Raw genomic sequence first — 22,241 nt, 5'->3', positions numbered from 1 at the left:
AAAATATTTCTTAAGATGCCAAAATATTTCCTTAGTCTGTTATTTGTATGCCTGACTGCTACCATGTGGAGCCAGTCTCAGCAAGAAAAGTTAGAACAACGAAAAGCTCAAATTCAAAGAGAAATCAGAGACAATGAAAAGATGTTGCAAAACGTCAAGTCAAAGGAAAAATCGGCGATGAATGTTTTTTTGATTCAAAAGAACAAAATCAGACTGAAAGAGAATTTGATCAATACCACCGAAAAGCAAACCCGGCTTTTAGCGGATGATATGTATCGCAACCAACTTAGAATTAATAAGCTAAACAGGGAACTGGATATTTTAAAAGAAGATTACGCTAAGAAAATTGTAAATTCATACAAAAGCCGTTCCGAGCAAAGCAGGGCGATGTTTATTCTTTCTTCTGAGAATTTCCTTCAGGCTTATAAAAGGGCACAATATTTAAAACAATATACCAGTTTTAGAAAATCGCAAGGGGAGGAAATCAATAAGAAATCAACAGAATTACATAGCATTAATGAAAAATTAAAGCTTCAGAAAATTGCCAAACAAAAACTACTGGAAGAAAATAAAAAGGAACGACTGGCGCTGGTAAAAGAAAAGCAGGAACAGGAAAAACTGGTAAATTCGATTAAAAAAGATAAAAACAAAATTGTTTCTGATATTCGAAAAAAACAAAGAGAATCTAAAACAATCGATGCTCAGATTAACCGTTTAATTCGCGAAGCCATTGCTGAAGCTAATAGAAAAGCAGCTGCAGAACGTGCTAAAGCGGCAGCCAGCGGTGACAAATCAAAATCAGACACAGGAAAATCGGCAACAGTTTCCAGAGGATCAGTATCCTCTTCAAGAATCGAGATGACTCCTGAAGACAAGGTCATTGCCGATAATTTTAAAGCAAACCGCGGAAAATTACCATGGCCGGTTGAAAAAGGATTTATCTCATTAGGTTACGGTGATCAGGCACATCCTATTTACAATACATTAGTAGTACACAACAGCGGTGTAGAAATTACCACTAATGAAGGAGCAAATGCAAGAGCTGTTTTTGCAGGAGTAGTATCGCGTATCTGGCTAATAACACCTGCAAATAAAGCGGTAATGATTCAGCATGGAGATTATTTTACGGTTTATCAAAACCTGAGCTCTGTTAGCGTTTCTTCGGGAGAGAAAGTAAGTATCAAACAAAGTCTGGGTAGAATTCGTACCAGTGGAGATACCGGAAAGACAGTACTGAAATTCATCATTTCTCAAAATACAACCTATATGAATCCACAGGGTTGGCTGGCTAATTAGCGGACTATTGGACTATTAAATAAAAGCAAAAAGCGAATCGGATTTTCTGATTCGCTTTTTTTATGTCTAAAATGATGTTGACTGTAGTTTGTTTTTCTATAAAAATCTATTGCTGCTGCTGTTCCGCATACACTAATTGTTGCTGAAATTCAATGGAATTTTTTTGAAGTTCTACATCATTAATTTCTTCAAAATGGCGGCCATCTTCATAACCAATGGAAACAAAAACCGAAAGTGTTTGCTTGGAAACGCCTTTGAAAGTTCCTTTTACCGGAGTACAATCGGTAAAATTGATTCCTACCGATAATTTGACATGGTTGTCCATAGTCCAAATATTGTTTGTAGGATCAATGCCCAGCCAGCCTTGTTTGGGCGTGTAAATTTCTACCCAGGCATGTGTGGCACCTTCACCTCTAAGTCCGCTTTCGTTAGGGCAAATATAGCCGCTTATATATCTGGACGGGATGCCGGCAGTTCTTAAAAGTTGTAAAAGCACATGCGCAAAATCCTGGCAAACGCCTTTTCTATGCCCTAAAATTTCATCTATTGTAGTTTCAATATTGGTAATCCCTTTGGTATAGGTAAAATGCGTGTAAATGTATTGGCTGCAATCAAAAGCAATGTCTATAATCGACTTGTTTTCGTGATTGATTTCTTTTAAAATAGCATTAATTTCATCTTGTTTTGTAATGGTTTCCGGATAACAAAGACGCAACAGGTAAATATCATTTTGGAAATCTAAATCGGCTACTGTAGTAGCATCAATTTCCGGAATTTTAAGCGAATGATTCACACGAACGAGCATTCGGGATTCAATAGTCATTTCGGTGTGAGCTTCTAAGGTATTAAAATTTCCCACTCTGTTGCCGTGATAATCTTTTGTTATAGACACATTAGGATTTTGAGAAATTAAAAGCTGGTATTGCAACACATCCTGATTTTCAAAGTTATGCGGAAACAAGCGAATCTCGTTAATACTTTCTTTGATAGGTAGGTTGTATTTGTATCTTGTAATATGGATGATGTTGAAAACTGCCATTGTGGTTTAGGTATATGAAAAGAATAATTTAGAGAAATCCATTGAAAATTCATTCAGCTGGTCTTTGGTATTTTTAAGTACTTGTTCTAATTGATAATTGGTCAGATGATGGTAATCAGTATATTCTACGTAGCTTTTTAATCGTCCAAATTGATTGCGCATCGTTCGGGCTTCCATCAGATTGTTGTTTTTAAAAACACAATCCAAATAGGTTTCGATCAAACCAAGCGTAAAGATTACCGAATGAGCAAAATCAGGATTGAAAATCACATGTTGGATGACTTTTCGATTGTGCGGAATATTGCTATAGCTTTTCAAATACAATTCATAACCGGATAAAGACAATAATAATTTTCGCCAATACAATAAATCTTCTTTTCCTTCCAGATTGTATTCAATCGGGGCATAATAAGATTGTGTCATCGAAATGGTTTGCAAACATCTTTCAATATGTTTACCAATGCTTGAAAAACACCAGCCTAATCCTCTGGGCATCGTCACGTGAAAAATCCCATTGTACAGCAGGAAATCCTTGTTAAGTTTTGCCAAAATATTAATCGCTTCAGGCGTTTCCAGTCTTTTAGGCAAGTCAGGTAAATTGATGTAATGGTACATCGAATTGATGTGTTCCCACAATTCCTTGGTAATTTTATCCTGAGAACCTCTTGCATTTTCTCTGGCTTTGGTAATTAAATTCCGAACCGAATTAAGGTTTTTGCTGTCGCAAATGACATATTTCAATACAAAATTAGTGTCGTGCTGAAATTCGGCTATGTATTCCGGAGATAAATCCGTGTAATATTTTAATAAAGGTTTGTACCCCTGATAATCATTTGTCTCCTGATCAAAAGACATGATGTAAAGGGTGTTGAGGGTAAGCAACATCCCATCGGTTCTTTCCATGTATCGGTTAAGCCAAAACATTCCGTCGGCTACACGACTGAGCATATTTACTTCCATAATTTTTTTTTTAAAGTTTAAAAACAGTTTCGACTTCGTTTATTTCATAATCCAGGTATCCTTACTTCCGCCGCCCTGAGAGGAATTCACTACCAGCGAACCTTCGGTCAGCGCCACACGGGTAAGTCCGCCGGGAACAATTTGTACTCCGTTAGGACCACAAAGAGCATAAGGTCTTAAATCAACATGACGGAGCTTTAATTCGCCGTCAATATAACAGGGAACAGTACTTAACTGAATAATAGGCTGGGCAATAAAATTGCGCGGATTGTTTAAAATAGCCACTTTAGCCGCTTCCAGTTCTTCTTCGGTGGCCTTGTTGCCCATTACCATTCCGTAACCGCCACTCTGATTGGTTTCTTTAATTACCATATTTCCCATGTCGGCAAAAACTAATTCACGTTCTTCCTTATTTTCCATTTGGTAAGTAGGAACATTTTTCAGAATAGGTTCTTCGTTCAAATAATATTTAATCATTTGTGGCACATAAGCATAAATAGCTTTGTCATCAGCAACGCCATTTCCCACAGCGTTAACTAAGGCAACATTCCCCATTTTATAAGCGCTTATCAATCCGGGAACACCTAAAGCACTATCGGGTTTGAAAACCAATGGATCAAGATATTCATCGTCCAGACGTCTGTAAATAACATCTACCTGTTGCAGGCCGGAGGTGGTTTTCATGTAGACTTTATGATTGTTTACTACAAGATCGCGTCCTTCCACCAGCGGAATACCCATTTGTCTGGCTAAAAAAGTATGCTCATAATATGCCGAATTGTAAACACCCGGAGTCAGTAAAACCACATTAGGATTAGAGATGCTCCTTGGCGAAAGCGAAATCAAAATGTTATGGAAAATCATCGGGTAATTAGCCACCATGCTTACATTATTGGCACGAAACATTTCCGGAAAAATACGTTTGGTAATCTCCCTGTTTTCGAGCATATAACTCACACCACTGGGACACCTTAAGTTATCTTCCAGCACATAGAATTCTCCTTTTTCGCCTCTGATTAAATCGATGCCGGCAATATGAACATGAATGTCATGCGGTACTTTAATTCCATGTACTTCCGGAATATAATGCGGACAGGAAGCAATTAACGAAGCAGGCATAATGCCTTCTTTTATAATCAGCTGTTCGTTGTAAATGTCTTCCAGAAACAGGTTTAACGCTTTTAATCGTTGGGCAATTCCGGTTTCGACTTCCAGCCATTCGTTTTTGGTAATGATTCTGGGAATAATGTCAAAAGGAAAAATTCTTTCGATGCCCTGGTTGTCATCGCTGTAAACCGTAAATGTAATCCCCTGATTCATGAAAATATCCGAAGCCTGTTTCAGTTTTAAATTGAGCTTGTCAATATTTAAACTCTCTAATGTTTGCAAGACCTGCTTGTAAGAATCCCTTACGCCGTCTTTAGAAAACATTTCATCCCATCCTTTCGGGCTTAATTTAGGTGTCAGATTTACCATTTTAATAAATTATTAAAAAATTAATAAAAACTAATTTTGGTTAAAAAAATATTAGTCTTTAGGCTAATTTAACAAATTTATTAATACGTATTTTCAATATTGTTATGAATAATGTAATTAATACAGCATTCTTTTTTTGTAGATATGTTTATTGAGAATTAGTGTTTTTAAGTCCCATTTTTTTTAGATTTCTCAACCAGAGGAAGTTATAAGCCGTTTATTTAGTATTGGAAAAAGTAGTTTCCATTGCTTTCATCATACGGTCAGTAGACCAGTTTCCGGAAACAATCATGCGTCGAACAGTAAATAACGGATCTATCGAATCCCTTTTGGTAGAAAGAATATACGCCATTTTATACCCACTTTTTTTAATCTCAGGAATGGCTGCTGCATTCCATAGTCCAAAGGGATAAGCAAAATCAGTGATTGGTTTTCCAATGATTTCTTCCAGTCTGGCTTTTGGTTTAACCAATTGGGTATTCCAGTCTTCGCCACCATATTTCGTCACCATGTGATGATCCCAGGTGTGAGCTGCAATACAGTTTCCGGAATCAGATAAGTCTTTAATTTCGGCAGTGCTTAAATAATTAGGGCGGTTGATGGAAACCGTCATCACAAAGAAAACACCTTTAAAATTATATTTTTTCATTTCGGCTGCGCCAATGCTGTATTGCTCGCCTCGGGTATCGTCAAAGGTGATCATCACCGGCTTTTCAGGTAATGCTTTGTTATAAACCAGATAATTATACAACTGATCAGGCAAAATACTATGGTAACCGGCATCGGCTAAGGCTTTCATTTGTTCAGCAAAATTGGCTGGTTTTACCGTATAAGTTTTAGTCATTTCTCCGGCAGAAGCTGAAAAATCCTTGATATTATGATAGCATAAAATGGGTACTTCTTTTTGAGCCAGTATGGCAGCGGCATCGTTGGCTATTAATTTAGCTTCCTTTTTTGGAGTACTAATAGTATCTGTAACAGCAGCTTTGGTTGTAACTGGAACTGCGGTTTGCTGGCAACTGAACATCCAAAAAAGGCTCACCATTGCGATGCTGATTACTTTTTTCATGGCTAAAAATTATTGAAACTGAATGTAACTTGGTTTGGGAGTAAACTGCAACAATTGCTCCGGAGTGTATATTTTCCAATCGTTCCAATTGTCATTTTTATAGAACAATTTAAAACCTGTAAATTGAACCGGCTCTCTGAAAATGTATCTTAAATAGGTAGAACGCTTTAAAACCTGACTCCCAAAACCGTCCATGTCCATGACAATCTGAACTTCGGGAACCGTTTTAATAGCTTTGTAATTAGTTACCATTCCCTGAGTAAAACGATGAACAACCAATACTTTTGGTGCTAATTTTTTTTCACGGACAATTCTCGCCAAAATGTCAATCGCATCATTAATATCATCGGCTGACATGGTTCCAATTTTTTTACCTGGAATATGACCGCCCTTCATTGAGAATTCAGGATCAAGTCCTAAATGAACATTGGGTAAAGCAAGGTATTCTTCCAGTTGGCTGACTTCTTCTTTTACCGTGCTGTGACCTATTTGAATGTCTAAGAAAACCAAAGCATTGATGGGTTTTGCCCAGTTTAGTAAGGTGTCAATTTGTTTAAAAGGCATTCGCATGTTATGACGGTTTGCTTTTCCGGGAGCAGCCTGTGCCGAAACAGCAATATAATGCAACGCCGGAATCGTAGTTACAGTCGAATCGGCAGCCTGCCATTTAGCAACCTCTTCCTGAAGTTTTGCCAGCATTTCTTCTTTAGGATATTCGCCTAAAACGCCCATTCTTTTAGAATATAAATTACCGTAAAAAGCAATAATCCGGTGATAAGGCAATAAAGCGCCCGGTAAAGGATACGGTGCTTTTACAGGCCATCTTCCGGTGGTATCCTGATTGCTTAACGCAAGCATCCTTCGGTTAAAGTCCGCAGTATCAATAACAGTATTTGCTTTCGGCGAAACCGAATCTGTTTTTACCGCTATCGTATCATTTTTAGAATTTTCGTCGGTGCGGGTTTCGCTTTGTTTGCAATTGGTAAAAAGTAAAAATAAAATAGGGGTGAGAATTGCAAAAGCATATTTTTTCATAAAAAAGAAATGGTATTAAATAGCAAATATAGCGTATTTAATACCATCAATTTCTATCTTGAAATTTAATTTTTATTGGTCTTTTTTAAGGTTTTATCGAAGCCACTTCCTGAACGGTAACCATTTTTGTCGTTTTGTTACTCCAGGAATTCATGATGTAGTTCATGACATCAGCAATTTCTTCATTGCTTAAGCCCATGGGAGGCATCATCATATTGAATTTTTTCTGATTGACTGTGATTTCGCCTTTTTGACCGTATTTCACGGCGTGAATGCTTTCGGCTCTTTTCTTTTTCAGCCAGTCGGAACCGTCCAAAGGTGGAAAAGTAGTACCATTTCCTTTTCCTGTTGCCAGATGGCATTGCATACAAAAATCAGTATAGACTTCTTTACCGCGTGCCATGCTTTTTTGCAACGGAGTTTGCTGCTCTTCTTTTAAAGGCAAATAATCATTATTGGAATGGGTAAAATGTGTGGGATTTGAAAAATACAAACCCATTAAAAGTGTCAGGCTTACGCCAAAATTTATTTTAGTAAACAGCATTTTAATTTATTTTCTGGTTTTAATTTATCGAAGCGTTTGCTTTCGTTTTTATAACAGATTGCTTCGCCATCCGCGGTAATTAGTTGGGTATGATTTTTACAATTCCTTTTCCTTCTACACCCATGTAGATAAAGCCATCCGGTCCCTGAGTTACGCTACGTAAACGACCCACATCGGTCGCAATTTTTTGTCTGGCGGTGACTTTTTCACCATTAAGTTTTACTAATTCCAAATATTGAAATTTAAGCGAACCTACTAATAAATGCCCTTTCCAGTCCGGATATTTATCACTGGTTACAAATACCATTCCGCTGGGAGCGATAGAAGGCAGCCAGTAATACAAAGGGTTTTCAATTCCTGTTTTGGTTTGTTCGTTACTGATAACCGAATTATCATAATCAATACCGTAAGTAACCACAGGCCAACCGTAGTTTGCCGCTTTTTTGACAATATTGATTTCGTCACCGCCTTGTGGACCGTGTTCGTGTTCCCACAGAACACCCGTTTCAGGATGTATTGCCATTCCTTGCGGATTGCGATGACCGTACGAATAAATAGCTTCTTTGGCGTTTTCTTTCCCCACAAACGGATTGTCTTTCGGGATGCTGCCATCGTCATTCAGGCGGTAAATTTTCCCGTTGTCGCGGCTAATATCCTGCGGATTTACAAAATGATTGCCGCGTTCTCCAGCCGAAAAATACAAATAACCGGCATTGTCAAATACAATTCGGGAGCCAAAATGCTGCCCTTTGGTAGTATTGGGCTCGCATTTGTATAAAGATTCTATTTGTGTCAGACTTTCGTTTTCCAGTTTAGCCCGGATTAATTTGGTGTTTCCACCTGTGCCTTCACCTTCGGTGGAAGCATAGGTAATGTAAATCCAACCGTTTTGAGCATATTTAGGATGCAATACAACATCCAGTAAACCACCTTGTCCACGGTTGTAAATCGCAGGAACATTTTTTACTTCGGTTTTTGTACCGTTAGTAATATGGTATAAAATCCCTGATTTCTCCGTTACTAACAGTGAGCCATCGGGTAAAAAAACCATTCCCCAAGGATTGTTAATGCCCTCTACTACGGTTTCTAAAGTGTAGTTTTTGGTTTCTTCCTGTAATTGAATGTCGTTCTCTTTTTTTGACTGTGCTTCACAATTCACAATAAAAAAGGAAAATAATACTATCGCTAATGGCTTCATAATTTGCTTCTTAAAACTTTTTTTAAAGATAATAAAAAAGTTGAATTGAAGAGGTTTATCAGTTTTTTGGTTTTCATTGAGCAATTTCATGCTCAATGACTGCGATACATTACAATAGGTTTAAATAATATAAAAAGAGATACTATTTAGGTTCTATCGGATAAGCTATATTAAAAAAAGCTTCAAACGCTTTGCTTAGAAGTTCTTTATCAAGTTCCATCAACTCCTTTCTCACATCCCAATCTTTTATGTATTCTTCATCGCTTTCACTAATTTCTTCACCATCTAATTTTCTAGTCAAAATATCACTAAGTAAAACATTATCACAATGAGAATAGTTTGGATAATATTTGCCTATAAAGCCCCAGTAATCAAATTCTGATTGATTTTCTATTTCTTTATTAGAATTTATCTTAAGATCTTTTATAATTTCAAATTCATTACTTCGAATTCCTTCACTTAGGCCTTTATAGAAATAAACCTTTTCAAGATATGTTTCGAATTCATATTTTTTCCGATTAATTAAATTTTCATAATCTGTAAATGGTTCTTTTAGTAAATGTTTTTTTACTTGTTTTTTTCCAAATATTATTTCTACACTATATCCCATTGGTTGTTGTTTTTTATAAATAAAATAAAGAGCTCTATTGTTTTAGTTTAGAGTTTCTATTTTTAAAATATGCTTCTAAATTTAATTTTTCCATGATTCACATGTTCTCTATCTTTTACTTATACTCTAATTTCAATGACAAGATACTTTTCAAAGATAAAAAAACCGGAGTATACTCCGTTGTTTTAGAGTCAACATTTTGCAATTTTTGTTAACATGGATATTAAACAAAAATTTGGACTGAAAATAAAAGAATTGAGAAAGTCTAAAGGTCTTTCTCAGGAAAAACTTGCTAATCTTGCTGAAATTGACAGAACATATTTACCAACAATAGAAAAAGGAGAAAGAAATGTTTCAATCGAAGTTGTTGAAAGATTAGCGAAAGCTCTTGATGTGAAAATTAAAGACTTATTTGATGGCTAGAAGCTGATGTTCAATTATAAAGATCGTCTGATTACAATAAATAACACAATATTTAAAACGGAAATGATTATAGATAATATAAGAGATTTTATAAAAGAAAAAGCAGCAGAATTTGGAGCTAAAATTGAAAATGAACATAATAAATCATATGTTGAACGCAGAAACATTGGTCAGGAGGCACTAAAAGATAATGGTGCATTTTTTGGTTTTATTCATCCTGAAGAAGAGATTTCTGGTCCATTTCATGATTTTTCATTAACCATTTTTCCTAATGATCAAAATAAAGCATGGTTAGTTTGCTTAGGTATTGGATCAAATGGATTTAAAAATGATTATGAATTAGCTACTTATCCAGGACTTAGGAGGCTGTTTTCAAAACTTATTAACGAAAGAGGTTTTTGTAAATCTGATTTTTCAGATATCGATACAAGTTTGCCTAAAAAAATAACAGGAAATGATGATTTACAACACATTAAAAATACTATCAGAACATATAGTAAAGTATTGCCAGTGTGCCAAATAATTGATAATCCTGAAAGTGAGGATGGAAAAAAAATTATAGCTGCTTTTGTTGCTGGCTACGCAAAATTAAGAGAATGGCCTTCAAATAAAGACCATAGAAAAGCAATTTCAGAAGCCCTTAGCCCTTTTTTAAAAAAGGCAAAAATTGATGATGTAAAAGAAATTGAAAATTTACTTAATGAAAGAAAATTTATAGTACTTCAAGGTCCTCCGGGTACTGGTAAAACGAGGACTGCAAAAATGGTTGCAAAAAATATAGGAGCTCAAATATTTTTCACTCAATTTCATGCAGAAACCAGTTTTTCCGATTTTATATATGGAATTAGACCTGATGTTAATAATAAGGAACTAAATTATACTGAATTATTAGGAATTTTTACTGAGGCTGTAAAATATGCTAAAGAACATGAAACTGAGAAAATAGTTTTAATTATTGATGAAATTAATAGAGCAAATTTATCAAATGTCTTAGGTCCGATATTTTATTTATTTGAACACAAAATGGAAGATTCCGATGTTGAAATTGAAATTTATCCAGGTTTTAAAATTAGTAGATTACCAGAAAATTTTAATGTTATTGCTACAATGAATACTGCAGATAGAAGTTTGGCAGTTGTCGATTTTGCTTTAAGAAGAAGATTTGCATGGTATACTTTAAAGCCAAAATTGATTGAATCGAAAGATTTTTATAAAGATGATTTTTGTAGAATACAAGAAATATTTGATTGGTACGCAACAAGTAATGAACTTTCATTGCAACCTGGGCAAGGATATTTCTTAGCTTCATCAGATCAAGAAATGAGTTATCGAATTAAACATGAAATTTTCCCATTAATTAAAGAGTATTTACAAGAAGGTTTAGTTAGAAGTTCTAAAGAAGAATTTAATAATTATTTTCAAGTTAGAATTAATCAATCACTTTTCGAATGAGTACGCTTTTAGATGTTTTTTGTGAAATACCTTGTTTAACAGAAAAGCCAGTTTTGTTAAATGGTTTTGCTTTGCAAAAGAAGTGGTTTAAGTCAGCCGATAAAAGAATTATTGGTCAATATTTACAAAAATTTATTGATTATAATTGTGACAATTTTAAATTTTTAGGAGTTAATCCATTAATAGTTGGTACTGATCAAAATACAACTTTAGCTTTTCAAACTTCTCAATATATTGGAACTATTCCATTACGAGCTTCCGATACGGGAAAACAAATAGGTGATTTTGTTGTTATGCCAAGATTTACTGGTCGGGATAGATTTGAGGATTATATTGAAATTCTGAATCTTTTAGGGACTGAAATAAGTCCACAAGTAATAGATAGTTTGCCATTAGCTTCAGGAAAGAATTTTAGACCACCTTTATATTTAGAAGCTGTAAAATTTATTGATTCTCTTGAAATGTTAATAAAAACTTCTTGGCGAAAATTTGATAGTGTTGAAAAAACTACTCTTGAACCAATAGGTCAAATAAATTGGAATAAATATGTAAGTCAAGAATATAAAAATAGACTAAAATTTCCAACAAAGAAAAATATTTTGAGTGAGTTTCATAAGGAGTATTCTGAAATTCGCTATGTTTTTGATTTGTGTAAATTCGAATTATTATCTTCAAATACCCCTCAAAGAATAAAGAATCTAATTAGGGCAAGATTATTATTTCTTGATGAAAAACTCTATTTGCATAAACCTACTTCTGTCAATAATATTGTATTAAAATCGTATGATAATCCTATTGTAGAAAAATGTAAAATCCAAGCTAATAAGGTTTTAAATTTCAATTTTATTTCTAGTACTGCATGGAGAGTAGATTTTTCAGATGTTTTTGAAAAATTTGTTCAATATATTTTTAAAGAGGTTTCAAAAGAAACAGGAGGTCGTTTATTTTCAAATTTCAAATTACATTCTAAAACTTCAAATCATTATTCTTGGGAATTAAAACATTTAGAGCCTGATGCTATCTATCAAAAAGATAACCTTCTTGTGTTTATTGATGCAAAATATAAATCGAATCTTTATAACAAATTTGATAAGAATGAAAAATTGAAAGATGTTCATAGGTATGATTTACATCAAATTATGGCTTATTCTTCATTTAGTAAAATGGATGCTAAATATGGATTTCTTTGTTATCCTTCTGATGAGGTTGAGATAAAGAAAATTAGTTATATGAATAGTATAAACCAATCTTCAAATACTGTTTTTATATGTGGAATTCCATTAAAAAAAGAATTTATTATTGAAGTAAAAAAAGTATTAATGATCGAGCTTAATAAGATTGAAAAAAGTATAATTGTTTAATTACATTCTTAGAAGATTTCACAATCTATTTGATAATAATTGTTATTTAATTCTTTTCTAATTTCTTCTAATGAATATCTGTGGTTTTCATCAAAAATTATTTCTTCGCTAATATCAAAATAATAATAATAATTTTCTTTTGTATAAATTAACCATGTACTTGTAAAAAGACCACTGCTTTTGGTAATTTGAAATCCGATTTCTGTATTTTCAATCAAGAGTTGAGTAATGTTTTTAATATCCATAGTTTGTAATTAAATATAATTTATGTTTACAAATCTATCGGAATGTTGCTTTTGGTGCAACGGCATAAGAGTCACAATTCGTGATTGTTCATAAGTTGTTTGTTCAATATATTCCCCTAGCTCTGACCGCAGAGGAACTCCTTATTTTTTAGGCTTGTATTTTTTTCTTGTGCCAAAAGAGCGACTTTAGGAGCTCCTTTTTGGCGCTTAGAAAAAACAAGACTATAAATAAGAGTGGAGCGAAGGGCGGGAATTGGCTTCTTATAAAAATAGTTCTCGATACAAATTTTCGGAAAAAGCTATTCGCATTTTCCGAAAATTCACTCGAACTGACTACTGTTACGTCACTTCGAGTATTTTTGGCTTGAAGGAATTTGTTTTGAACAGCAACTTGACAAGCCAAAAATGTATCGAGAAGCTTTATGATAATATCCTATAATATCCTGAAAAAATTTCATAGGAAATCGTTGTAGTTTTGGGATATTTTTGTAAAATCATCAATACGTTGTAGGATATGTTTATTGGTGGTGAGAAATTAAATATAAAATCCCATCTTTAATAAATGAAAAACTTACCATTATTAGATATCGCTATTATTGTCATTTACTTGATGATTATGATAGGCGTGGGAATTTATTTCTCCAGAAAAAACAAGAGTTCAGAGCAATATACGAAGGCTTCGGGAGCGATTCCGGGTTGGGCTATTGGGTTGTCATTGTACGCTACTTTCCTGAGTAGTAATACTTTTTTAGGTGTTCCCGGAAAAGCTTTTGGCAGCAACTGGAGTGCTTTTGTGTTTAGTTTGTCGATGCCTTTTGCGGCAATTATTGCGTACAAATTATTCATTCCGTTTTACAGAAGCGTACAGGAAGTTTCGGCTTATTCGCATTTGGAAAAACGTTTTGGATTATGGGCAAGAACGTATGCGGTGGTGTGCTTTATTTTTACGCAGCTGGCCAGAATGGGTTCGATTTTCTTTGGAATTGCGTTGAGTTTACAGGCACTTACGGGTTATGACATGCAGTCGATCATGCTGGTTGTGGGTATTTGTATTGTAATTTATACGGTTTCGGGCGGAATTGAAGCGGTGATCTGGACTGAGGTAATTCAGGCGGTTTTACTGACTTTTGGAGCCTTATTGATTTTGTTTACCATTATTAACAAAGTGCCGGGCGGTGTGAGTGAGATTATCGAAATAGGGAATGCCAATGATAAATTCAGTCTGGGGTCTTTTTCACTCGATTTTAGTTCGCCTACTTTCTGGGTTATTTTATTATATGGTTTTTTTATCAACCTGAACAACTTTGGTATCGACCAGAATTATGTACAAAGATACCACGCAGCTACGACTAAAAAAGAAGCGGCTAAATCTCTATGGATTTGTGTTTTGATGTATGTGCCTATTTCGTTACTGTTTTTTATTATTGGTTCTTGTCTGTATGCCTATTATAATATTAATCCTGAATTAATTGAAGGTGTAAAGTTAAAAGCAGCTGCTGAGGGACTTCCTTTAAGAAGCACTGCCGAACAGATTAAGGCTGCAGCACAAAACCTGAAACCATCGGATTATGGTGATAAAGTAATGCCGATGTTTATGGTAAAAGAAATTCCAACCGGATTAGTAGGATTGATTATTTCGGCTATTATGTCGGCGGCAATGAGTACAATCAGTTCGGGGATGAATGCTACGGCAACAGTTTTTTGCATTGATATTTATAAAAGATATTTCAATCCTGATTTAGGAGAAAAGCAATTTTTAAGACTGCTTTATATTGCTACAGCCGTTTTTGGGATTGCCGGAATGGGTGTGGGAATTATGCTGATAGGAACTAAGAGTGTTCTGGATATCTGGTGGGAACTGAGCGGAATATTCTCAGGCGGAATGTTGGGATTGTTCTTGTTAGGAATTCTGAGCAGACAGTCTAAAAACCTGGAAGCGATGATCGCAACAGCCATTGGGTTAGTGGTGATTTTATGGATGTCTCTTTCAGACAAAATTGCGGTGAGTTATCCGGCTTTAAAAAGTCCTTTTGATACCAATATGATTATTGTAATAGGAACGCTAAGTATCTTTTTGACAGGAATTATCATTACCCGAATCAGAGGAAAAAAACTGGAAAGCAGTATTTAGAGAGGAAGTTAGAGGTTAGAAGGCAGAAGGCAGAAGTTGGGAGTTGGGAGTTGGAATAAAGAAAATAGAATAAAGAAGTTGGAAGGCGGAGAAGCTTTGTGAACTTTGTGTTTTATAAACGGCATCAAAGAAAAAATCTTAGTGTGCTTTGTGTTTAAAAAAAGAAAAAGATTATAGCGGTAATTACGGACTGATTGCCAGTTTAATGTTTACCGAATTACTAAATAAAGAACGATGAACAATTCAAAAAAAGGATTTATTCCGGTGATGTTAACACCATTTAATAATGATGGCAGCATTGATTACAAAACATTAACAGATCTTACAGAATTGTATTTAAAGTCAGGGGTTACTGGTTTATTTGCCAATTGTTTGTCTAGTGAAATGTTTGAATTGTCTGAAACAGAACGTCTTCAGGTGACGAAACATGTGGTTGATGTGGTGGCGGGTCAGGTGCCTATTGTGGCTACGGGAACTTTTGAAGGAACCATTGCAGAACAGGCTGATTTCACTAAAAAAATATACGGTACCGGAATCGATGCTGTGATTTTGATTTCAGGTTTACTGGCTAAAGAAACGGATTCGGATGCTGTTTTTGTTGACAATGTACACCAATTATTAGATTTGACACCGGGAATTCCAACGGGTTTTTACGAATGTCCGGTTCCTTATAAAAGAGTGCTGACTGCTGCTCAGTTAGAAGATTTTGTTAATACAGGTAGAGTAATTTACCATAAAGACACCAGTTTAGATATCAATCAGATTAAAGCAAAACTGAGCGTGGTAAAAAATCCTGATTTTGGTTTGTATGATGCGTATATGGTGCATGCTATCGAATCGTTAAAAGCAGGTTCGGCAGGATTGTCCTGTATTCAGGGGAACTTTTTTCCGGAATTAATTGTCTGGATTTGTGACAATTATAATGATGCTTCTAAGGCAGATGAATTAGCGGCAGTACAAAGATTTTTAGAGTCTAATATGGGTGTTATGCACGATGTATACCCTGTAGTGGCTAAATATGCTTTACAAAAAAGAGGTTTGCCTATTTCGAATTTTACCCGCAGAGAAGTAGGTGATTTTACTCCGATTGTAAAATATGCAGTAGATCAGCTGCAAACAGAATATGATATGCTACAGAGTGAATTATCATTCTAAGTTATAAAAAGAAATACATTTTGGTTAGTGTATGGTTAGTGTTAGTTTTTAGTGATTATTAAGTCGTCTGTTCGATTGTTTTTGTGTCGTGACCGCTCCTCCCAATTTTGGTCATTGTATAAAAATGTTAAGAACTTTTTTTTGACCATAATTTTGGTTCTGAATACAATTTCCAATGGAAATTTTTCGAACAGATGGGTTAATAATTTTTGAATCGCTTGCCGTTTGCTGTTGCCACGAATGCACTAATTTCTTTTAAAATCTTTGCGAAAAACCTTTTGCTATCTGTAATTAAAATTACCGCAAATTCGCAAATTTATTTAGATCAAAAGACTTAAAAATAATTTGCGAATTTGCGGTCTTTATTTCTTGTAAATCTTTGCGAAAAACTTTGATTTCTTTGCGGTTAAAATTTTGCCACGAATGCACTAATTTCTTTTCAAATCTTTGCGAAAAACCTTTTGCTATCTGTAATTAAAATTACCGCAAATTCGCAAATTTATTTAGATCAAAAGACTTAAAAATAATTTGCGAATTTGCGGTCTTTATTTCTTGTAAATCTTTGCGAAAAACCTTTGGTGGCTTTGCGTTTAAAAACAGCTATCTCTTAATTCGATAAATACTTTTTCTTATATTCCATCGGAGTAATCCCGGCTACTTTTTTAAAATGCCGGTAAAAATTAGATACATTATTAAAACCGCATTCAAAACAAATCATTTCGGTAGGAACTTTGTTTTCAATCAGTAATCTACACGCATGGCTGATTCTGATTTCTATTAGAAAATCATAATACGTTTTCTTGGTCATCAGTTTAAAATAGCGGCAAAAAGAAGTCACACTTAAATTGCTAAAAGCTGCAATTTCTTTTAAAGTAATCTCTTTTTTATAATTCGAAAGGGTATAACTGCATATTCGGTTGAGTCTGATCGAATCCGATTCATTCGATTGATAAAATGCATGCGATGCTGTAATTTCGGTATATTCTTCCGTTTCTGATAGATATTTCAAAATGTTTAATAAAATAATCAACTTGTCAATATGATTGGCATTGGGTGCTTTTTTCATTTGCTCCATTACTTTTTCACGGGTTTTTCCATGAATAATCATGCCTTTTTTGGCCTTTTCGAATAGTTTCGGAATCAGGAAAGATTCGGGTAAGTGTATGAAATCTTTGCCTAAACAATCGGGTAGAAACTGAATTACAATGGCTTCTACATCTAAATCCTTTTTATTCTGATAATATTCTTCATGACAACGCCAGGTATGAGGCAAATTTTCACCAAGCAGAATAAGCTCTCCTGAGCTGAAATTGCTGATGTTATCGCCTATAAAGCGTACTCCTTCGCCTTTGATTACATAATGCAATTCCAGCTCGGGATGGTAATGCCAGATCTTACCAAAATTAGGTTCTTTGTTGTGTCGCACTTCAAACGAACTTTGGATGCTCGTAGGGACTTTGTGAAATAAAGGCTTCATAAACAAGGAGTTTTGATTTATTTTGCTAAATTAGTGTAATTTTTACAATTACAAATGTTTTTATGATAATATCCTATAAACACATGCAAATAACTAATAATGAATAAGTGCCGATTTTTAGCATATTTGAATACAGACTGAAAGTTTTTACAGCTTTTTGACAGTCACAAAAAATACGAATCATTAACAGCATGTCACAAAGCAATTTGGTTAAAAATTCAAATTGTCTTTGTGCTCTATTGCTTATAAATAACTTTAAGAAATGAACATTTATTTAGTAGCCAGTGGCGATTTGCGTTTGTCAGCAAATCAGGTATGTTGGGAAGCACAAGCCCAAATGGAACAATTATTATCAGAAGCTGTTGCCCAAGCAGGCGGAAAAATCATCAGAGCCCATGCTTATGATGAGAAAAAACAGCATGGTTTTATTGATAGCCAGAAAATGGGAATGCAGGTTTTTAAAAACATTGACCCAACAGCACCACTAATTGTGGCTGAAAGTGTCTGGCAATATTCACACCACGTTTTGGCGGGTTTAATTACACACAAAGGCCCAATTTTAACAGTGGCTAACTGGAGCGGTGAATGGCCGGGATTAGTAGGAATGTTAAACTTAAACGGTTCTTTGACTAAGGCAGGAGTAGAATACAGCACTTTGTGGAGTGTGGATTTCAGTGATGATTTTTTCAAAACTAATTTGAAAAATTGGTTACAAACTGCTACAGTTCAACCGGATTTGAGTCATGTAAAAGCATTTGACAAAGCGCTTATTCCTTCGGATGAACTGGCTAAGGGAGTTGCTTTTGCGAAAGCTTTCAGAAATGAAAAAGCCATTATGGGTGTTTTTGACGAAGGTTGTATGGGGATGTTCAATGCGATTGTTCCCGATCATTTGTTGCATCCAACAGGAATTTATAAAGAAAGATTATCGCAGTCTTCGCTATACGCAAAAATGCTGACGGTGAAAGACGAAGAGGCAGAAACGGTGTTACAATGGTTGCTGGATAAAGGAATGAAATTCAATTGGGGAACTGATGAAGTGACGGAATTAACCAGAAATCAAACGCTTTTGCAGTGCAAAATGTACATTGCAGCGGTAAGAATTGCAGCTGAATTTGGTTGCGATACAATCGGTATTCAGTACCAGCAAGGTTTGAAGGATTTAGTTCCGGCCAGTGATTTGGTCGAAGGTTTATTGAACAATCAAAACCGTCCTCCTGTTTTTGACGAAGAAGGAAACGAATTGTTTGCCGGAGAAGCTTTGCCACATTTCAACGAAGTAGATGAATGTGCCGGAATTGATGCTTTAGTGACGTACAATTTATGGCGTTCTATGGGATTGAAAGGCGAAAATACCTTGCATGATTTGCGTTATGGTGAGCATTTTAAAAATGAAACTATCGACGGATTTGTTTGGGTTTTCTTAATCAGCGGAGCAGCTCCACCGGAACATTTTGTAGGTGGCTATGAAGGAACTTCCAGCGAAAGACAGCCTGAAATGTATTTCAGATTAGGTGGCGGAAGTGTAAAAGGTGTCAGCAAACCGGGTGCTATTGTCTGGAGCCGTATTTATGTGATGGATGATGCTTTGCATTGCGATTTGGGAATTGGAGAATCTGTTGATTTACCAAAAGAAGAATTAGACCGAAGATGGAATATGACTACACCACAATGGCCTATTATGAATGCGGTTTTAAAAGGTGTGAATCGTGACCAAATGATGGGGCGTCATAAAGCCAATCACATTCAGGTAGTATATGCTGAAAATGAAACCGAAGCCAACAAATTGTGTCGAATTAAAGCTGCAGCCTTACAGGAACTGGGAATTCAGGTTCATTTTTGTGGGGATGTAGCAGTATAATAAAACGTTTTATTTGTACATCAGTTCGAGTGAATTTTCAGAAAATTTATATCGGGAACGTTTTTAGTAAAAGTGAAATTATGGTTTATTAATTTTCTTTTTTGCTTGATCAAAAAAGAAACAAAAAAATCAAGTCTTACGCTTCCTCGTCGGTCAAATTAGTTTTCGAATGCTAAAAGAAAAGAACTCGCTATCGCTCAAACAGCTTTTCTTTTTACGCATTCTTCAAACATTTGACACTCGACTGCGGAAGCTAAGGACAACTTAAACCCAAGAAAAACACAATTAATAAAACACCCCGGTCTTCGACCACCTCTCTAAAAGAAGGGAGTTTCGGGTGCCATTCCCCTCTGGAGGGGTGCCCAACGGGCGGGGTGGTTATAAAGATATATAACGCATTACAGGTTTATAATATAAAATCAATGTGCACATTCGAGTGTTTTTTGTTTCGCTATGCTACAAAAAAGCACTCGAATTGCCATTTTAATAACTGTATTCACGGTTGTTTTTGCAGATGAAAAACAGATAAAACTTAGATAATAACGGATAAAAAAGAATTAATTAGTTTTCTTAATTTTAATTTTTGGAAATCTGTATTCTAATAAAAAATTGAAAAGTCAAAAAATGAAGAAATTGAAAGGGATTACATGGAACCATACAAGAGGGCTGTTGCCAATGGTTGCTACTGCTCAGCGTTTTACAGAGCTGTATCCAGATGTAGAAATTAGTTGGGAAAAAAGAAGTTTACAGGAATTTGCCGATGCCTCGATAGAGGATCTGGCTAAAAGATTTGATTTATTGGTGATTGATCATCCATGGACAGGTTTTGGTGCAGCAACCAATACGATTGTTCCTTTATCCGATCATTTTTCAAGCGAGTATATCAAAGATCAGGAAGTGAATACGGTAGGGAAGTCCTACGAAAGTTATGTTTTTAACAACAAACTTTGGGCTTTGCCTATTGATGCAGCTACTCCGGTAGCGGCAGCACGTTTGGATATTTTAGAAAAAAACGGTCTAAAAGTGCCTGAAACTTTTGAAGATTTATTGGCTTTAGCCAAAAAAGGATTGGTTGCATTTGCAGGAATTCCGGTAGATTCATTAATGACTTTTTATTCGTTTTGTTGCAGTTTAGGCGAAGCACCATTTCAGTCTCAGCAAAAAGTAATTTCGGAAGAAACAGGAATTAAAGCGTTACAAATGCACCGCGAATTAGCGCAATTGATGGACCCGGCTAATTTTAACAGAAACCCAATTCAGGTGTATGAAGCCATGGTAAATACCGATGAAATTGCCTATTGCCCATTTGCTTACGGTTATTCTAATTATTCCCGAATTGGCTACAGCAAAAATTTACTTCATTTCTATGACTTGGTAAAGTTGAACGATCAACCAATGATTAGTTCGCTTGGCGGAACAGGATTAGCGGTTTCTGCTTTTAGCGAAAATCTTCCCGAAGCTTTGAAATATGCTGAATTTACAGGTTCTTCTCAGGTGCAACAAAATATTTTTGCTGATAATGGCGGGCAACCAGGACATTTACAAGCTTGGAAAAGCGATAGAATTAATGAAATTACCCATGATTATTTCAAGAATACTTTGCCAGCTTTAGAGCGTGCTTTCTTGCGTCCAAGATATTCCGGTCACATGTATTTTCAGGATCATGCCGGCGATGTCGTGCGTGATTATCTGATGAACGGTGGCGATGAAAAAGAAGTTTTAGCAGCAATGGATGCTTTGTATGTAAAATCACTTAATCCCGCAACAGTATGAGACCTTTAGAAGGCGTAGTGGTTTTAGAGTTTTGCCAGTTTTTGGCAGGACCTTCAGCAGGATTAAAACTCGCCGATTTAGGTGCCAGAGTCATCAAAATTGAAAGACCTGTAAAAGGAGAGGCTTGTCGCCAATTGAGCATCAAAGATTTATTTGTTGACGAAAACAGTTTGTTATTTCATACTATTAATCGAAATAAAGATTCTTTTGCAGCCGATCTTAAAAATCCCGAGGATTTAGAATTGGTTAAAAAACTCATTGCCAAGGCCGATATTATGACCCATAATTTCAGACCAGGTGTAATGGATAAAATAGGTCTGGCTTTCGCCGATGCTATTACAATCAATCCAAAAATTATTTACGGAGTAGTTTCCGGTTACGGAGATGTAGGACCGTGGGCTAAAAAACCAGGACAGGATTTATTAGTTCAATCGTTATCCGGTTTAGCCTGGTTAAGCGGTAAAAAAAGTCAGGGACCGGTTCCTTTTGGTTTATCCGTGGCTGATATTATGTGCGGCAATCATTTGGTACAAGGGCTTTTGGCTGCACTATTAAAAAGAGCCAAAACGAATAAAGGAGTTTTGGTTGAGGTTTCTTTAATCGAATCGATTTTAGACGTTCAGTTTGAAGCTATTACTTCCTATTTGAATGATGGTGGGAAATTGCAGGAAAGAGGCGATGTTGCCGGTAGTGCTCATGCTTTTTTAAGTGCGCCATACGGAGTGTATAAAACTCAGGATGGCTATCTTTCACTGGCTATGGGTGATTTAATGTACATTAGTGCATTGCTGGAAGTAAATCTTGAAAAGTACCAAGAAAAACATTTGTGGTTTGAATTCCGTGACGAAATCAGAACGCTGTTGAGTGATCGATTGGCACAAAAAACAACAGACCATTGGTTGCAATTGTTGCAGGAAAAAGGCGTTTGGTGTGCGAAAGTATTGAATTATCAGGATTTGGATCAGATTGATTTTGGTATGCCAATGAAACAAATCATCGAAAATTCAGATAATAAAAAAATCGTTACTACCAGAAGTCCGATTCAGTTAGATGGCGAAATTTTGATGAGTCGAAAAGCAGCACCAAAAGTAGGAGAGCACAATAAAATAATTCTTGAAACTATTATCAATTAAAAG

At 35.4% G+C, this 22,241-nt stretch carries 19 protein-coding genes; 9 read left to right on the top strand and 10 right to left on the bottom strand.

Features of this window, described 5'->3' with window-relative positions; translation table 11 throughout:
- Positions 1-15 precede the first annotated feature (15 nt).
- Positions 16-1,296 carry a murein hydrolase activator EnvC family protein gene (locus BUB89_RS04665; protein ID WP_073242445.1) on the top strand — a complete coding sequence of 427 codons (1,281 nt, stop codon included), beginning with the start codon at positions 16-18 and terminating at the stop codon, positions 1,294-1,296.
- Positions 1,297-1,402: 106 nt separating this feature from the next.
- Here the strand turns inward: BUB89_RS04665 and BUB89_RS04660 are convergent, their stop codons facing one another.
- From BUB89_RS04660 to BUB89_RS04625, 8 genes are all read right to left on the bottom strand, one after another.
- Positions 1,403-2,335: a transglutaminase family protein gene (locus BUB89_RS04660; protein ID WP_073242443.1), complete on the bottom strand. Its 933-nt coding sequence runs from the start codon at positions 2,333-2,335 to the stop codon at positions 1,403-1,405.
- A gap of 6 nt (positions 2,336-2,341) precedes the next feature.
- Positions 2,342-3,295, bottom strand: a complete 954-nt coding sequence (locus BUB89_RS04655) for an alpha-E domain-containing protein (protein WP_083552492.1) — start codon at positions 3,293-3,295, stop codon at positions 2,342-2,344.
- Between the two features lie 39 nt (positions 3,296-3,334).
- Positions 3,335-4,771: a circularly permuted type 2 ATP-grasp protein gene (locus BUB89_RS04650; protein ID WP_073242441.1), complete on the bottom strand. Its 1,437-nt coding sequence runs from the start codon at positions 4,769-4,771 to the stop codon at positions 3,335-3,337.
- 217 nt (positions 4,772-4,988) lie between these two features.
- Positions 4,989-5,840 carry a polysaccharide deacetylase family protein gene (locus BUB89_RS04645; protein WP_073242439.1) on the bottom strand — a complete coding sequence of 284 codons (852 nt, stop codon included), beginning with the start codon at positions 5,838-5,840 and terminating at the stop codon, positions 4,989-4,991.
- 9 nt (positions 5,841-5,849) lie between these two features.
- Positions 5,850-6,875 (bottom strand): hypothetical protein, encoded by a 1,026-nt coding sequence (locus BUB89_RS04640; RefSeq protein ID WP_073242437.1) that lies wholly within the window; start codon positions 6,873-6,875, stop codon positions 5,850-5,852.
- Between the two features lie 85 nt (positions 6,876-6,960).
- Positions 6,961-7,419, bottom strand: coding sequence for a c-type cytochrome (locus BUB89_RS04635; RefSeq protein WP_073242435.1), 459 nt, complete (start codon positions 7,417-7,419; stop codon positions 6,961-6,963).
- A 79-nt stretch (positions 7,420-7,498) separates the two neighbouring features.
- Positions 7,499-8,617 (bottom strand): PQQ-dependent sugar dehydrogenase, encoded by a 1,119-nt coding sequence (locus tag BUB89_RS04630; RefSeq protein ID WP_073243008.1) that lies wholly within the window; start codon positions 8,615-8,617, stop codon positions 7,499-7,501.
- 142 nt (positions 8,618-8,759) lie between these two features.
- Positions 8,760-9,227, bottom strand: coding sequence for a hypothetical protein (locus BUB89_RS04625; protein WP_073242433.1), 468 nt, complete (start codon positions 9,225-9,227; stop codon positions 8,760-8,762).
- Positions 9,228-9,443: 216 nt separating this feature from the next.
- On the opposite strand from BUB89_RS04625, the gene BUB89_RS04620 reads away from it, so the two are divergent.
- The 3 genes from BUB89_RS04620 (at position 9,444) to BUB89_RS04610 (ending at position 12,463) form a co-directional block, all read left to right on the top strand.
- Positions 9,444-9,650 (top strand): helix-turn-helix domain-containing protein, encoded by a 207-nt coding sequence (locus BUB89_RS04620; protein ID WP_073242431.1) that lies wholly within the window; start codon positions 9,444-9,446, stop codon positions 9,648-9,650.
- Between the two features lie 63 nt (positions 9,651-9,713).
- The gene (locus BUB89_RS04615) at positions 9,714-11,102 is read left to right on the top strand and encodes an McrB family protein (RefSeq protein ID WP_073243006.1); all 1,389 of its coding nucleotides are present in this window, start codon (positions 9,714-9,716) and stop codon (positions 11,100-11,102) included.
- Positions 11,099-12,463, top strand: coding sequence for an McrC family protein (locus tag BUB89_RS04610; RefSeq protein ID WP_073242429.1), 1,365 nt, complete (start codon positions 11,099-11,101; stop codon positions 12,461-12,463). Before BUB89_RS04615 ends, BUB89_RS04610 begins: the two co-directional genes overlap by 4 nt.
- An 8-nt stretch (positions 12,464-12,471) precedes the next feature.
- Here the strand turns inward: BUB89_RS04610 and BUB89_RS04605 are convergent, their stop codons facing one another.
- The gene (locus tag BUB89_RS04605; protein WP_073242427.1) at positions 12,472-12,708 is read right to left on the bottom strand and encodes a hypothetical protein; all 237 of its coding nucleotides are present in this window, start codon (positions 12,706-12,708) and stop codon (positions 12,472-12,474) included.
- Between the two features lie 562 nt (positions 12,709-13,270).
- Between BUB89_RS04605 and BUB89_RS04600 the strand changes: the two genes are divergently transcribed.
- Complete coding sequence (locus BUB89_RS04600) at positions 13,271-14,839, top strand: sodium:solute symporter family protein (RefSeq protein WP_073242425.1); 1,569 nt, start codon at positions 13,271-13,273, stop codon at positions 14,837-14,839.
- Between the two features lie 234 nt (positions 14,840-15,073).
- The gene (locus tag BUB89_RS04595) at positions 15,074-15,994 is read left to right on the top strand and encodes a dihydrodipicolinate synthase family protein (protein WP_073242423.1); all 921 of its coding nucleotides are present in this window, start codon (positions 15,074-15,076) and stop codon (positions 15,992-15,994) included.
- A gap of 607 nt (positions 15,995-16,601) precedes the next feature.
- Here the strand turns inward: BUB89_RS04595 and BUB89_RS04590 are convergent.
- The gene (locus BUB89_RS04590) at positions 16,602-17,471 is read right to left on the bottom strand and encodes an AraC family transcriptional regulator (RefSeq protein WP_073242421.1); all 870 of its coding nucleotides are present in this window, start codon (positions 17,469-17,471) and stop codon (positions 16,602-16,604) included.
- Between the two features lie 262 nt (positions 17,472-17,733).
- Between BUB89_RS04590 and BUB89_RS04585 the strand changes: the two genes are divergently transcribed.
- The 3 genes from BUB89_RS04585 (at position 17,734) to BUB89_RS04575 (ending at position 22,238) form a co-directional block, all read left to right on the top strand.
- Complete coding sequence (locus tag BUB89_RS04585; protein WP_073242419.1) at positions 17,734-19,332, top strand: fucose isomerase; 1,599 nt, start codon at positions 17,734-17,736, stop codon at positions 19,330-19,332.
- 624 nt (positions 19,333-19,956) lie between these two features.
- On the top strand, positions 19,957-21,105 hold the full coding sequence (locus BUB89_RS04580) for an ABC transporter substrate-binding protein (RefSeq protein WP_073243004.1): 1,149 nt from the start codon (positions 19,957-19,959) through the stop codon (positions 21,103-21,105).
- Complete coding sequence (locus BUB89_RS04575; protein WP_073242417.1) at positions 21,102-22,238, top strand: CaiB/BaiF CoA transferase family protein; 1,137 nt, start codon at positions 21,102-21,104, stop codon at positions 22,236-22,238. The genes BUB89_RS04580 and BUB89_RS04575 overlap by 4 nt, the downstream gene beginning before the upstream one ends.
- The last annotated feature ends 3 nt before the right edge of the window (positions 22,239-22,241 follow it).

The organism is Flavobacterium flevense (assembly GCF_900142775.1).
In the GTDB taxonomy this organism is placed as follows: domain Bacteria; phylum Bacteroidota; class Bacteroidia; order Flavobacteriales; family Flavobacteriaceae; genus Flavobacterium; species Flavobacterium flevense.
The sequence above is the reverse complement of the archived record's forward strand: the minus strand, read 5'-3'. Positions and strand labels throughout refer to the sequence as shown.

Coding starts and splice junctions, on each gene's coding strand:
- BUB89_RS04665 (WP_073242445.1), top strand. CDS start 16: ATGCCAAAATATTTCCTTAGTCTGTTATTTGTATGCCTGACTGCTACC.
- BUB89_RS04660 (WP_073242443.1), bottom strand. CDS start 2,335: ATGGCAGTTTTCAACATCATCCATATTACAAGATACAAATACAACCTA.
- BUB89_RS04655 (WP_083552492.1), bottom strand. CDS start 3,295: ATGGAAGTAAATATGCTCAGTCGTGTAGCCGACGGAATGTTTTGGCTT.
- BUB89_RS04650 (WP_073242441.1), bottom strand. CDS start 4,771: ATGGTAAATCTGACACCTAAATTAAGCCCGAAAGGATGGGATGAAATG.
- BUB89_RS04645 (WP_073242439.1), bottom strand. CDS start 5,840: ATGAAAAAAGTAATCAGCATCGCAATGGTGAGCCTTTTTTGGATGTTC.
- BUB89_RS04640 (WP_073242437.1), bottom strand. CDS start 6,875: ATGAAAAAATATGCTTTTGCAATTCTCACCCCTATTTTATTTTTACTT.
- BUB89_RS04635 (WP_073242435.1), bottom strand. CDS start 7,419: ATGCTGTTTACTAAAATAAATTTTGGCGTAAGCCTGACACTTTTAATG.
- BUB89_RS04630 (WP_073243008.1), bottom strand. CDS start 8,617: ATGAAGCCATTAGCGATAGTATTATTTTCCTTTTTTATTGTGAATTGT.
- BUB89_RS04625 (WP_073242433.1), bottom strand. CDS start 9,227: ATGGGATATAGTGTAGAAATAATATTTGGAAAAAAACAAGTAAAAAAA.
- BUB89_RS04620 (WP_073242431.1), top strand. CDS start 9,444: ATGGATATTAAACAAAAATTTGGACTGAAAATAAAAGAATTGAGAAAG.
- BUB89_RS04615 (WP_073243006.1), top strand. CDS start 9,714: ATGATTATAGATAATATAAGAGATTTTATAAAAGAAAAAGCAGCAGAA.
- BUB89_RS04610 (WP_073242429.1), top strand. CDS start 11,099: ATGAGTACGCTTTTAGATGTTTTTTGTGAAATACCTTGTTTAACAGAA.
- BUB89_RS04605 (WP_073242427.1), bottom strand. CDS start 12,708: ATGGATATTAAAAACATTACTCAACTCTTGATTGAAAATACAGAAATC.
- BUB89_RS04600 (WP_073242425.1), top strand. CDS start 13,271: ATGAAAAACTTACCATTATTAGATATCGCTATTATTGTCATTTACTTG.
- BUB89_RS04595 (WP_073242423.1), top strand. CDS start 15,074: ATGAACAATTCAAAAAAAGGATTTATTCCGGTGATGTTAACACCATTT.
- BUB89_RS04590 (WP_073242421.1), bottom strand. CDS start 17,471: ATGAAGCCTTTATTTCACAAAGTCCCTACGAGCATCCAAAGTTCGTTT.
- BUB89_RS04585 (WP_073242419.1), top strand. CDS start 17,734: ATGAACATTTATTTAGTAGCCAGTGGCGATTTGCGTTTGTCAGCAAAT.
- BUB89_RS04580 (WP_073243004.1), top strand. CDS start 19,957: ATGAAGAAATTGAAAGGGATTACATGGAACCATACAAGAGGGCTGTTG.
- BUB89_RS04575 (WP_073242417.1), top strand. CDS start 21,102: ATGAGACCTTTAGAAGGCGTAGTGGTTTTAGAGTTTTGCCAGTTTTTG.